At 58.9% G+C, this 13,228-nt stretch carries 11 protein-coding genes; 6 read left to right on the top strand and 5 right to left on the bottom strand.

Going from position 1 to position 13,228, the window contains the following annotated elements; translation table 11 throughout:
* Window positions 1-293 precede the first annotated feature (293 nt).
* Entirely contained in the window at window positions 294-710 is a 417-nt protein-coding gene (locus BMOU_RS01525; protein ID WP_235143634.1) for a hypothetical protein, read from the top strand.
* A 652-nt stretch (window positions 711-1,362) separates the two neighbouring features.
* Here the strand turns inward: BMOU_RS01525 and BMOU_RS01520 are convergent.
* The 5 genes from BMOU_RS01520 to BMOU_RS11325 form a co-directional block, all read right to left on the bottom strand.
* Complete coding sequence (locus BMOU_RS01520) at window positions 1,363-1,590, bottom strand: hypothetical protein (protein ID WP_034874075.1); 228 nt, start codon at window positions 1,588-1,590, stop codon at window positions 1,363-1,365.
* A gap of 149 nt (window positions 1,591-1,739) precedes the next feature.
* Window positions 1,740-2,960, bottom strand: a complete 1,221-nt coding sequence (gene mmsB, locus BMOU_RS01515) for a multiple monosaccharide ABC transporter permease (protein ID WP_034874073.1) — start codon at window positions 2,958-2,960, stop codon at window positions 1,740-1,742.
* Window positions 2,957-4,513 carry a sugar ABC transporter ATP-binding protein gene (locus BMOU_RS01510; protein WP_034874071.1) on the bottom strand — a complete coding sequence of 519 codons (1,557 nt, stop codon included), beginning with the start codon at window positions 4,511-4,513 and terminating at the stop codon, window positions 2,957-2,959. The genes mmsB and BMOU_RS01510 overlap by 4 nt, the downstream gene beginning before the upstream one ends.
* Window positions 4,514-4,614: 101 nt before the next feature.
* On the bottom strand, window positions 4,615-5,772 hold the full coding sequence (locus tag BMOU_RS01505; protein ID WP_034874069.1) for a substrate-binding domain-containing protein: 1,158 nt from the start codon (window positions 5,770-5,772) through the stop codon (window positions 4,615-4,617).
* 90 nt (window positions 5,773-5,862) lie between these two features.
* Window positions 5,863-6,099, bottom strand: a complete 237-nt coding sequence (locus tag BMOU_RS11325) for a hypothetical protein (RefSeq protein WP_167539728.1) — start codon at window positions 6,097-6,099, stop codon at window positions 5,863-5,865.
* Between BMOU_RS11325 and BMOU_RS01500 the strand changes: the two genes are divergently transcribed.
* The 5 genes from BMOU_RS01500 (at window position 6,029) to BMOU_RS01480 (ending at window position 13,218) form a co-directional block, all read left to right on the top strand.
* Window positions 6,029-7,228: an ROK family transcriptional regulator gene (locus tag BMOU_RS01500; protein WP_051428851.1), complete on the top strand. Its 1,200-nt coding sequence runs from the start codon at window positions 6,029-6,031 to the stop codon at window positions 7,226-7,228. The two genes, BMOU_RS11325 and BMOU_RS01500, sit on opposite strands and share 71 nt — an antisense overlap.
* A complete protein-coding gene (locus BMOU_RS01495) occupies window positions 7,225-8,076 on the top strand; it encodes an ATP-binding cassette domain-containing protein (RefSeq protein ID WP_034874067.1) in 852 nt (283 codons plus the stop codon). Before BMOU_RS01500 ends, BMOU_RS01495 begins: the two co-directional genes overlap by 4 nt.
* Window positions 8,077-8,828: 752 nt before the next feature.
* Complete coding sequence (locus tag BMOU_RS01490; RefSeq protein ID WP_051428850.1) at window positions 8,829-10,460, top strand: S8 family peptidase; 1,632 nt, start codon at window positions 8,829-8,831, stop codon at window positions 10,458-10,460.
* A 51-nt stretch (window positions 10,461-10,511) separates the two neighbouring features.
* Window positions 10,512-11,954, top strand: a complete 1,443-nt coding sequence (locus BMOU_RS01485) for a hypothetical protein (protein WP_034874065.1) — start codon at window positions 10,512-10,514, stop codon at window positions 11,952-11,954.
* Between the two features lie 37 nt (window positions 11,955-11,991).
* Entirely contained in the window at window positions 11,992-13,218 is a 1,227-nt protein-coding gene (locus BMOU_RS01480) for a hypothetical protein (RefSeq protein ID WP_034874063.1), read from the top strand.
* Window positions 13,219-13,228 lie beyond the last annotated feature (10 nt).

The following is a 13,228-nucleotide window of genomic DNA, read 5'->3' as shown; positions in this document are numbered from 1 at the left end:
AAACGCCTTCCGTCAACGATGTCGGCAGGCATTCACCGATCCGCATCATTGCCTTGCGCATACGTCGCAGTGATAGCGGCTGATTGTTTTTGTTTTACGGGCCGAGACGGTAACATGCTTCATATGCTGCGGCAACCGGAGCAAGAAGGCACTTGCAAAGTCTGCGGCACACAGCCAAACAGCGTAGTGGGCACAGAAAGGCGATATGGCACGGCACAGAAAAAAAGCACGGCAGGCACAAAGCTCAACCTGCCATCTCCGGCTTGAAGCCTGGTGTCATCAGGTCCACGTTCATGCCCAAAGACCGTTTCTACGCGGCAGTGGTGCAAGGTATACACGACGGTATGGAACGGGAACGGGAACGTACAAGAAAAGTCACGCGCACGGCTTTGACCATTGCGGCGACCTGCACGTTCGTCGGAAGCATCTGTTTCGGATGGATGGGGGCACGCACATTGCAACGGGCGCATGAACTGGCCCGGATATCCACCTGTCAACAAGCCGTCATCGATATGAACGACTCGTACTTCAAAGCTTTCCAGCTCAAAGCACAGGTGGATTCCGCTTTCACCAGCATGGATGGCACCTACGATCTCGACAGATTGTCGAATCTCCATAACGAAAAAAGTCGAGGTCCCGAGCACACTGCAGTGCTCCGACAACCCCTCCAGCATCACCGGCACCGCCAAAAAGGCCAAGGCCACCTATGACGAACAGACGGCAACATTCCAAGATGCGTTGAAGAAGACGGAATAGCGGGTCCGGCGCACCGCCCGCGAATCTCCGGATCTAATCCACAAAATGGGGGTCGCTGGAGGCTCTGCGCGGAGCCGCAGCAACGGAGGAATCGGTTACGACGGGTTCGGTGCGGCGCATCGAAATACTGGAGGAAGACTGTACGGAACGCGCCTCACGGGAAGAGGCGGCCGCATCAGCCTGTACGGGCGGAAACGCTCCGGTCACGGGGCGGATCCGGCCGGTCGCCGTAGGAATGAAACTGGGCGGAAGCGGCTGCGTGGCAGTGTCATCCTCCGAAAAGTCCTGAGAGACGGTCCGCTCGGAAACCCGGGAAGCCATTGCAGCAAGGGAGTCACACGTATCCGGTTCCCGTTGCTGAAAATCATACTCCGGCATTGCATCTCCCCTCATTCGCTCACCTCACTGTACCGAGGGTAACGCAGCCATAATGACTTCCACATTACGAATGCACGATATGCGCAACTCCCTTACTCAACAGCAACTTAAGCGTTCACAGTGAAGATGGATCGGAACGACGGACGGCTTCCTGCCATGCCTGCCATACGCAGCGCACCCTGCCGCAGAGATGCCCGTCGGAACCTCGGAAAAGCGAGGGGGTTCACCTCACTCAGCCTCGTGCCTCGACTCTTTGTCCTTTACGTTCCAGTATCTGATCGCATTGAACGCACAATATCCGGAGACGAACGCCAAGCACAGAGAGAGGATGATCGTTGCGTAGGAGAACAACGTTCCATCAGCATTGGCTTCGATTACGGACTGGACCAGCCAGATGATGCAGGCGACGCTGGTGATCGCATAGAGCCGTGCGCGGCCGGAGGTGGTGAGTTTCATAATGGTTCCCTTCAAGATATTCGTCAAGATATTCGTTCTCTCGAGCACTTGATTCTCGAGAAGCTGTGATGCAAAGTGAGATATCGGAAAGTCGGATCCGCCTTCATGAGGGCGGATCCGACAGGATTGGTCAATCGGTCAGCATGGCATCAGCTCTTCTTGCGCTTCGACATGATGTCGACCGCGACGGCGCCAAGGAGTACCAGGCCCTTGATGGTCTTCACGATCGCGGTATCGACACCCATGATGGACAGTCCTTGGTTGATGACGCCCATTACGAAAGCGCCCACGACGGCACCGGGGATGGTGCCGATGCCACCAGTCACTGCGGTACCACCGATGAAGCAAGCGGCGATGGCGTCCATCTCAAATTCCATGCCGGCCTGTGCGGTCGCGGAGGCCAATCTGGAAAGCATGCACACTGCGGCGACTGCGGACAGGAAGCCCATGTGGACGAACAGGGTGAAATCCACGCGCCTAGTGTTGATGCCGGAGAGCTCGGCCGCCTTGCGGTTGCCGCCGACCGCGTATACATGACGGCCGAATACGGTCTTGGTCAGAATGAAGTTGTAGATCAGCACCAATACTCCAACGATGACGAGCATGATCGGAGTGCCTCCCTGATCCGCATTCCCGGAGGAGGCGAGCAGATAGGTGACGAAGCCGATGGCAAGGGTCGCGATGACGATCTTGATGATGGTCAGGCTCATCGGTTCAGCCACAAGACCGACCCTTTCCGCGCGAGCGCGCTTACGCAGCTGGCTCCATGCGAACGTCACAATGCACAGAGCACCCAGCACAATGGTCAGACCGTCGAACGGCCCCCACCATCCGAGTATGTTCGGCAGGTAGTTACGCGCGATGCCGCGGAAGGATTCGGAGGTGATCGGGACGGATTCACCGACAATGACGGTGGCGAGACCTCGGAAGATCAACATGCCGGCCAATGTGGTGATGAAGCCCGGGATGCCGACATAGGCGACCCAGAAGCCTTGCCAGACGCCGACGATAAGGCCGACGGCAAGGGAGATGACGATGGCAAGGCCCCAGTTGACTCCTTGCCGTTCCATCAACAGCGCACAGACACCTCCGATGAAGGCCACGAGCGAGCCGACCGACAGATCGATATGGGTCGCGATGATGACCATCACCATGCCTATGGCCAGAATGATCACATATGCGTTTTGCTGAATCAGGGATACGAAACTGTTCGGCTTAAGCAGAACACCGCCCGTCAAAATCTGGAACACGATGACGATGACGAGCAACGCTCCTACGATGCCATACTGCCGTGCGTTGTTGGCAATGGTGGCGAGCAGGCCACCGGTCTTGTTTTCCCTTGCTGCGGGTGCCGCGGTATTTGCGCTCATCGTGCGGCCACCTCCCTTTCCTTGGTCATGCCACGCATGAGATATTCCTGTGTGAATCCTTGTTTTCCGACGTTATCGGTCACGACACCTTGGCTGACCGTGTAGATGCGGTCGCAGATGCCAATCAGCTCGGGCAATTCCGATGAGATGACGATCACCGCCTTGCCGGCATCGGCAAGTTGGTCGATGATTTCGTAGATCTCGTATTTCGCACCGACGTCGATGCCTCGCGTGGGTTCGTCGAGGATGAGAACGTCGGGATCCGCGATCACCCATTTCGCGAGCACCACCTTCTGCTGGTTTCCGCCCGAAAGGGTGGAGACCTGCACGTCGATGTCATGGCATTTGATGTTGAAATCCCTGCGGTATCGGCTGACTTCCTTGCGTTCGATGTTGTCGTCCATGATGCCGTGCCTGCTCAGCTTCCGCAACGATGCGAGAGAGGCGTTCTCTCGGATGTTCTGCAGAAGGTTGAGCCCATACACCTTGCGGTCTTCGGTGGCATAGGCAAGGCCCGCATCGATCGCCGCCTGGACGTTGGGCAGTTCCGTTTTCCTGCCCTTGATGTAGATCTCACCGGAGATGTTCGAACCGTAGGAACGCCCGAACACACTCATGGCGAGTTCGGTACGCCCTGCACCCATGAGTCCCGCCAATCCGACGATTTCGCCGGCACGTACGGCGATGTTCGCATGGTCGACGATGACACGGTGCGGATCGAGCGGATGATGGACCGTCCAATCCTTCAGCCGCAGATATTCCTCGCCCGGAACGTTCGAGGCATGTTCCGGGTAAAGGTTGGTGAGTTCACGGCCGACCATTTTGCGGATGAGTTCGTCCTGATCGAGCGGCGTTTCCTCAGTGACATACATCTGACCGACGGTCGACCCGTCTCGGATGACGGTCACGTTGTCGGCAATCGCCGCGACCTCGTTGAGCTTGTGCGTGATGATGATGCTGGTCACGCCCTGTTCATCACGTAACTGCCGCACCAGATCCAGCAGATGTGCGGAATCCTCATCGTTCAGTGCCGCGGTAGGTTCATCAAGAATCAGGAGTTTCACGTTCTTGGACAGCGCTTTGGCGATTTCCGCCAGTTGCTGCTTGCCCACACCGATATCCGCGATTCTGGAGTCGGGGTCTTCCGGAAGCCCGACTCGTTCCAGCAGGCGGACGGCCTGTGCCCGGGTTTCGTCCCAATCGACCACTCCGGCTTTGGCTCGTTCGTTGCCGATGAAGATGTTCTCCGCGATGGATAGGAACGGACTTAACGCAAGCTCCTGATGGATGATCACGATGCCGTCCGCTTCGGAATCATTGACGGTGCGATATTTGCATTCCTTACCGTCGAACATGATTCTGCCGCTGTAGCTGCCATAGGGGTATACTCCGGAGAGGACATTCATCAGCGTCGATTTTCCGGCGCCGTTCTCGCCACAGATGGCATGTATCTCTCCACGTTCGACGGAAAGGTTCACATTGGTAAGAGCCTTGACCGGCCCAAACGTCTTGGTGATGTTTTCCATCGTCAGAATGGTGTCTCTTTCAGACATGTCACCACTTCCTCATAATGATTTTCTGGAGGTTGTGCGGCCCGTATCCGTGACGGGCCGCACAATGCTCACGGGTTGGCCCGATTACTTGGTCGGTTCGATTACTTGGTCAATTCGTCGAAACGTTCCTGGGTGATGTATTCGGCCTTGACCAGATCGGACAGATTGTCCTTGGTGATGCTCTGAGGATCGAGCAGCTTGGACGGCACGTCGATGTTGTTGTTGTTGAACTTGCCGTTGATGCCGGAGACATCCTTGCCTTCGGCGATCTCGATGATCATGTCGTACACCGCGTCGGCCAGCTTGTTCACGTCCTTGAACACGGTTTCGCCCTGCTTGTCCTTGGAGATGTTCGCCACGGAGATCTCCATGGCATCCTGACCGGTGATGTACGGCCAGGAATCCGTACCGGGCTTCATGTCGGGGCGCTTGGATTCGATGGCATTGATCACACCTTGGGTGATGCCGTCATAGGGAGAGAGCACCGCATCGAGTCTCTCGCCGTGTGCATAGGTGGAATCCAGAATGGATTCCATGTCCTTCTGGGCCTGTTCCGTCTTCCAGGACTGCACGGAAATGGACTGCCAGTCATCAACCTTGAAATCCTTCGTCACGCCCTGACCATGGTTGGACGGAGAGACCAGCACGCCGGATTCAAAATAGGGCTGCAGGAGGTCCCATGCTCCCTTGAAGAAATACTTCGCATTATTATCGTCCGGGGAACCGGTGAACAGTTCGATGTTGAACGGGCCCTTGGCACCGTCTTTCAGACCAAGTTTCTCAATCAGATAGGTGGCTTCGAGCACGCCGACCTGCTCGAGTTGGAAGGTGGCGTAGTAGTCCACGGCTTTGGTGTTCATGATGAGACGATCGTAGGCGATGACCTTCGCGCCCGCATCATGGGCTTTTTCAACCGCAGGACCGACCGCGGTGCCATCCTTGGAGGCGACAACGACAAGCTTCGCATTGTTGTTGACCATATTTTCGATATCCGCGTTCTGCTGGGCCGGTTTATCGTCGGCGAATGACAGGATGACTTTGTACCCGGCCTTTTCGAGTTTAGCCTTTAGGTTGTTGCCGTCCTTGTTCCAGCGTTCCTCGGACTTTGTAGGCATGGAGATGCCGATGGTGTCGCCTTTGGCGAATGCGCCACTTGTGCCGTCCGACGACTGACCTCCTCGGGAACCGCCGCACGCGGCCAGACCCGCACACATCGCCGCACCGACCAGCAATGCTATGACCTTCTTCGTGAATCTCATGTGGTCTCCTTCGACTCCACGGGCGAGCCGCTTTGCCCGTCCGTTCCCACGGATTATTCCGCGGGTTGTCCTAAGCATACCCGATTGTGTTCATTTGTCAAACTCAATACAATGGTCTATGAAGTTTTGAGTTTGTTTGTTGAATTTAGCGGTTTGCCACATCAACCCGACAATCATCGGAAAAGACATCGTCCGGCTCCCCCAAGAAGACCATGATTCGTCACCGTAAACACTTCCATGAGTTAAGCTTGCTTTCATGGCAAGAAGAACGAACGGATCGCAAACATCTTTGCGCAGAGCGAACAAGGCGAACTTATTGGAGTCCATCCATAAATTCGGCGCAATGACCCAAGTCGAACTTGCCGAAATTACGGGATTGTCGACGGGAACCGTCTCCACCCAGGTGCATCAGCTAGTGGAGGAAGGCAAACTTGAAACCCACAACACCATACGCAACGGACGCAGGGCAACGCTGGTCGCCCTGTCCCACGAACAGGGACTTGGAGTCGGGCTGTCCATCACCCGACGCGACCTGCTGCTGGTCATCATCGACTACTCGAAAAACATCATTGCGGAACACAGGCTGCCGCTTCCGCCAAAGCATAAAGCCGACACGACGTTAGAGCGGGCGATTCGACTCATCAATGAGACACTCGAGAATGCGGGAACCGATGCCAGCGAAATCGTAGGCATCGGCGTCGCCCTGGGAGCCCCCGTCGATTTTCGCGCCCAAACGGCCGCAGTGCCTGGCATCCTTCCCGGATGGGATGGCATCGATATTCACACCCCCCTGACTACGGCGTTCCACGTGCCGGTCATGATCGACAATGACGCGAACGCAGCCGCCATCTGCGAAGCTCGAATGGGCGCCGCACTAGGCAAGCAGAATTTTGTGTACATCGGCACAAATGACGGCGTCGGCTCCGGCATCATGGTCAATGGCGACATCATGCACGGGGTAACCGGACTCGCAGGCGAAATCGGGCATATTCAGGTGGATCCGCTGGGCAGTATCTGTTCCTGCGGGAATCGCGGCTGCCTCAACACCATCGTCGACGAGGCACGGCTCGTCTCGCTGCTTAGCGTCACCCACGGCAACATGACCATGGAGGATCTGGTGCAGACAGCCAATGCCGGCGATCCAGGCTGCCGTCGCGTCATTGCGGATGCCGCGGTACGCATCGGAACCGTGGCCAGCGATCTGTGCATCTCGGTGGACCCCGAAATGGTCGTCGTGGGAGGCAGTCTCTCCATGTCCGGAGACACGTTCATCGAACCATTCTCGGAAACGTTGCAACGGTTGCTGTTCCCGAACGCACTGACTCCAATCCAGGTCCTTGCGGCACAACACCCAAATAGCGGTTCGGCCCTCGGTGCTGCCATAATGGTCATCGAGCTTGCTGAAAAGAAAAAAACTGCTTCAAAGCTGAAGCAGTTACGACAGGGGGATCGATGAAAGACACCACACCGTTGTTGGAGATTCGGGACGTTTCCATGCGTTTCGAATTCGTCGAGGCGCTCAAATCCGTCAACCTGACAATCGGTCATCAGGAAGTCGTCGCTCTCGTCGGAGACAACGGGGCGGGCAAATCGACATTGGTGAAGATCATCGCCGGCCTCTATCAGCCATCCACCGGGCATTTGCGCATCCACGGCAAGGAAACGAAGATCAACGACATCCGCAGCGCCAACGACCTAGGCATAGCCTCCGTATTCCAAGACAATGAGTTCTGCGAGAATCTTAGCGTCGCCGCCAATCTCTTCCTCGGCAAGGAACTCCGCACCAACTACGGGATCCGAGACGAGGATTCCATGAACGTCAGAGCAAGGACCGTTCTCAACACCTTATCGTCCTCCATTCAGGTCAGCAGACCGATTTCCAGCCTCTCAATGGGCCAGAGGAGAACCGTCGCAATCGCAAAAACGCTACTCAATGATCCGGATCTCATCCTTCTTGACGAGCCGACCGATTCGCTATCCATCATTCAGACGGCCGAAGTGCTGGAATACATCAGACGCCTACGTACAGAAGGTCGGTCGGTCATTATGGTATGCCATGACCTACCGGATGTATTCGCCATCGCAGATCGAATTGCAGTACTGCGTCAAGGGAGAATCATCGCAGTCCATAACGCCAACGAAACCAGCTACGAACAGATTCTTGCGGAAATAGCCGGAATCCCGAACACCGACGGCCTTGAGGACGCCGATGACAAAACGACCCTGCCGTATGGCAACTTCAGCCCGCGAAGGGGGCTGATCAAACGTCGGGCCGAGCAAAGTGGCCTACTCGCATGGACCTGAATACCCGTCAGCCACAACGTCACGATCAGCTGACAATCTGCGAAGTGAGCTCGAAGACACCGCCGGCAGCGTGCATCCATCTCAGGAAGCCGGCACGAAGATTCCTACATTCGAAGACCCTTCTTACCTGTCATAAAACATCCTTTAGATAACAAAATTCATATACGTAAATCATCATTTACAGTTGACGACGCGAAGCAATCAACACGAATATCTGTACTAAAATACCCGTAGACAAACTTAGAGGGGTATTGTATTCGATTCACTAAATATACCTTCCTACCATGTGCATATATGTAAATCTTTATGCAGGATGATGAAAACTGCGGAAAGACATCGGATAAAGATCTGAGTCTAGTCACGAGGTTTCCATAGACTGCGATGACTCAATTAATGACGTGATCCCACTCTCATTACAGATTGAAGAACGTGCAATTGCAAAGCCGAAGGACTTAAATTACTCTAGGAAGAGTCGCTGCGCCAGTGAGGACATCGTCGTCATTCAGTGCAACGTAGATAAAAACGGTTCTCCGAAGAGGAATCGCAACAGTCGGCCCCAGCCCAGAACCGTACGGAGTAGGTAGATTATCGGAAGATGCGGAAGAAGACGCGCAGTGGATGTTTTACGCAGATCGAAGAGTCACGGGTGGATTCCCCGGGCGAAGCGATTCCTATGGTTGAATCACCGTCGTCTTCCGAGTAGGGGTGGTGTTGTGGTGGTGCGGCGCGGGCGTTGGGGGCGGTTGCCCGGTATGGTGTCGGCGTTGACGTCCTGCCTGCTGTGCGCGGGCCTGTGCGCGGGATTGTGCGCGCGGACGGCGGCGGCGGACGGGACGGCCGACTGGCGCATCGAGGACATGGGCGTGCGCGACGCGTGGAATGCCGGGCTGACGGGCAAGGGCGTGAAGGTCGCGGTGATCGACACCCAGGTCGTGCGGGACTATCCGGCCCTGGCGGACGCGGACGTGACGTACAGGCTGGCGCTCTCGCACGGCGACTCGTGCCACGGCGAATACGACAAGGGCCGGACCATGTCGAAGCGGGACATGACGCTGGGCACGGCCGACGGGTTCAACATGACCCACGGCACCGACATGGTCGCCCTGATCGTGGGCAACGGGAAGGGCTATGACGGCGGCGCCGGCATCCAGGGCATCGCGCCGGACGCGTCGGTGATCGCCTACGCGAAAAGATTCCCCACCACCGGCCCGATCGGCGGGCCCTTCACCGGCGAGGGCTGCATGGATGCCGACGGGAACAATGCCGGCCAGGTCGAGTCCAGCGTCACCGACGCGGTGGATTCGGGCGCGCGCATCATCAACATGTCGTTCGCGGGCGGTGGGGAGAACTGGGATTATCCGCAGGCGGCCCTGCATGCGCTGCGCCACGGCGTGATCCTGGTGGGCGCAAGGGACAACTCCACCGACGCGGGCCTGTACGACCTGGTGGGCAAACCGGCCCACAGCGAGTATTTTCCCGGGACGGTGACCGTCAACTCCCTGGCGCGGGACGGCACGGTGTCGGCCACGTCGGATGTCATGGACGGCAACGTGTCGATCCTGAGCCCCGGGGCCGACACGCCGAGGTACAACTACACCGGTGACCGTGATCTTGTCTTCGCCGATGGCGGCACGTCGACCGCGGCGGCCGACCTGACGGGGTATCTGGCGTTAGCGGTGCAGAAGTGGCCGGAGGCGACGGGCAACCAGATCCTGCAGTCCCTGGTGCGCAACACGAGGGGCAACGATTCGGGCGAGGCGAGGCTGGACGGGGAGCATCGCACGGGGTTCGGCGCGGTGGACCTGCCGCGCCTGCTGTCGGTCGACCCGACGGGCTATCCGGACGTGAACCCGCTGCTGGAGTGGGCGGTCAAGGCCAGCGAACGGCACGAGGAGACCAAGGGCATGTACACGGAGCATTCCGATTGGACGGACACCACGATCGTGGAGAGCGACCCGTTCTCCCCGAGCGGCGAGAAGGTCGCCTGCACGACGGCGTGCATATTGGTCGGCCGGGAGTACCGGCGCCAGGCGCGGGCGTGGCGCAAGGTGGAGCAGTGCCGCAGGGACGGCGGTTCGGATTGCATGCGCTGGTCGGCGACCGCCACCGCCGGACGGGCGGACGCGGACGCGGATGCTGCGGGTTCGCCGGCGTTGCCGGGGTGGGTGGTGCCGGTGGCCGGCGTGGCCGTGGTGGTGGTGGTCGGCGGGATCGTGGCGGCCGTGGTGGCGCGGCGTCGCGCCCGTGGCCGGCGCCGGCCGCCCCAAGGGCCTGTCGCCGCTGTGGGTGGCGGGCCGGCGTATCCGTCCGGGGTCCCGCCGGTGCGGTATCCGCCGTCCGCCGTCCCGCCGGACCAACAGCCACCATTGCCACCACGACGGTAGGCCAATCGTAATTGAACAACATCTGGAAAACGCATTCAGGAAAGGACGGATATGGCCTTTAAGGAAAAATCAACGGGCAAAAGCAATTATGAGGAACGGCTGTCGATGATTGCGCGAACGGCCCAGTGGGAGTTCCCGGATGAGATCACGCGGTTCTGCGATGCGATGGACAAGGCCTCCGACGCATTGGGGCGTGCGGGGACCGTACTGCAGGAGGATGGCGTGTTCGAATGCAGTGCTCGTGACGCCGCATTGGCGTGTTCCGACCGGATCGTCCGGAATATCAGCGATGCCGATTTCACCGCCCAGGCGAAGCGACTCCGGCAGCGTATCGAAATGTTCAACGATGTCATCTGCGAGGCACAGAACGTTCGTCTTCCGGGTGACAAGTTGAGCAAGGAATCCGAACAGGCCATCATGAACGCCACCGAGCCGATGGACTGGATCGTGCCGGGACTAGGTACCGTGACGGGGGTTATGGGGATCGCCGGTGCGAATTTGATCTCCCGGATGCTTGCCAGCAACCGAGAGGAGGAGGCAAAAAAGGAATATACGCGACTGATAGGGAAAGTCAGAAACGGGCGTTTGGACCCTGAGCCTCTTCCCGCGGTTGATGTGAATGGAATCTGGCCGGCGCCCTCCACCGATGGCTCCAAGGACAAGGCAATCGAGGATTCCCCCTTTACCAACGGATCGAACGGCAAGGGCTCGGGTGGTGGCGATGGCCTGTCCGCCATCGGTGCCGCAGGTGCGGGTGTCGGCGGCGGTGCCGTTGCCGCGGGCGTGGCCGCAAAGAGCGCCGTTTCGGATTCCGCCAATGCCTCCGCCACGGCTTCGAGTGCCGGCCTGTCCGCCACCGGTGCGTCGAGTGGAACGGGTCGCTCCAGTGTTTCGGAATCCGGTGGGTCGGGAAGCGGTTCCCGCTCGGACGGGCTGGTGTACGATCCGGCGACCGGCAGGTGGGTCCGCCGCAAGGACCACATGTCGGTCGATAGCGGCATGGACGGTCTGAACGGTGCGGGCTCGCTGCATGGCGGCCTAGGGCGTACGGCGATGGCGGCCAGCGCCGGCGTGGGAGTCGGCAGCACCCTGGCTGCGGGACGCCTCGCGGGCTCGGGCTCGTCCATGGGTGTGCTCGGTGGCGGTGCCGGTGGCACCAGCACCGCAGGGCTGGCATCGCTGGGCGGTGCGGGCATGGGATCGTATTACGCGAACGAACCGGTGCGGGCGACCGCCGTATCCTCATCGATCAAAGGCGCCACCGGCATGGCCGCGGGCCTGCCGAAGGCCGGGGCGGCGTCTTCCGCCGGGGCCGCTTCCACGCGTGGCGCGACCCCGGCGATGATGGGTGCCGGCCGCGGCGCCTCCTCGAGCAAAGGAGGCCAGCGCCGTAACACGTTGGGCTACATCGCGCCGACGATCGAGGACGACGACGAGTTCATTCCCAAGCCGCTCGCGGCGATGGCCGGTCACCGCAAGCATTCCGGCGAGTGAACGCAATCCGGTGAGGTAGAGGAAGAAAGGACCGTTTATGGCATCGCAATGCATACTCTACAATTCCGATGACCTGGCGAAAACAGCGCAGGCATACCATGAGGCAGCCAACGGTTTCGCCGCCGCGAAATCCACATTCGTACAGACCGGAGCGAGCAATCCCGGCTTCGGCCTGTTCATGATGGCGCTGTACCCTCCATATATTGCCTGTAAGGCTGCCACGCAGGGATATCTGGGCAATATCGGGCAGATGGCGGAAAAGCTGTCTACGGCGTTGCAAGGCGCATCGGAAGACAGCCAGCAGGTCGAATGCGACTGCCAGGATCAGATCGATAATCTGCAAAAGCAGATTGACGAACACAACAAACGTCTCACGGCACTCGAGAACAATCAGCATACCGGCACTTCCACCGACAGCAACATGGGTGATGGCGGAGAGGCCGGCACCGGTAGTGGAGGCTACGGTGGCGGCGGTACCGGTGGATACAGCGGCGGCGGAGGCGGCGGTTCGGCCGATTCTTCCGATACCTCCGGCATGCAGAGCATTTCGACTCCGGCGCAGAGCTCCCCGGCGGACACCTCGACGAGTGTGGACGACGGTGCGCAGACCTCATATGCCCCGATCGATACCGCAAACGGTACCGGTGCCGGTACCCAGCATGGCGCGGGAACGACCGACACCCAGCATGGGACCGATTCCAACACGCAAAACGGCACCGGCACGAACGGCACCATGCCGCCGGCCGATCAGAAGACCAAGGATACGGTCAACACCATCGGCCTCGACGCCAACGGCGACGCCAAAGACGATTACTCCCTGAACCTCGCGGATGGCAACACCCATGCGACAGTGCTGGAGGATGGGTCCGTCAAACTGTCCAGACAGGATGCCTCGTCCATGCCGATGCCCCCTGGAACCAATGCCGGGAAACCCGATTCCTCCTTCAGCATCGATGCCAACAATGACGGCAAGGATGACGTCTCCATGGCTCCCGATACGGGTGCGGACGCCCGCATCAGCATATTCGAAAAGGATGATTCCAAATACGCGGCCATCGACTTCGACAATGACGGCGACTACGACGCCGCGGTACGCATCGGCGACTCCGAGGCGGCGCGCGAGGCCATGCGCAGGGAGACGGAGGAATCCGTCTGGCAGGGCATCGCGAGCAGGGATCCGTTGGGCAGATCCGCCGACGAGCTGAAATCGCTGTATCAGGACCGCGACATCGTGGAGCTGCCCCAGCGCACTGAAATCAAATAGATGAAATCAA

The organism is Bifidobacterium moukalabense DSM 27321 (assembly GCF_000522505.1).
In the GTDB taxonomy this organism is placed as follows: Bacteria; Actinomycetota; Actinomycetes; order Actinomycetales; family Bifidobacteriaceae; genus Bifidobacterium; species Bifidobacterium moukalabense.
Note: the sequence above shows the minus strand (reverse complement) of the source record. Positions and strands in the feature narration are given on the sequence as shown.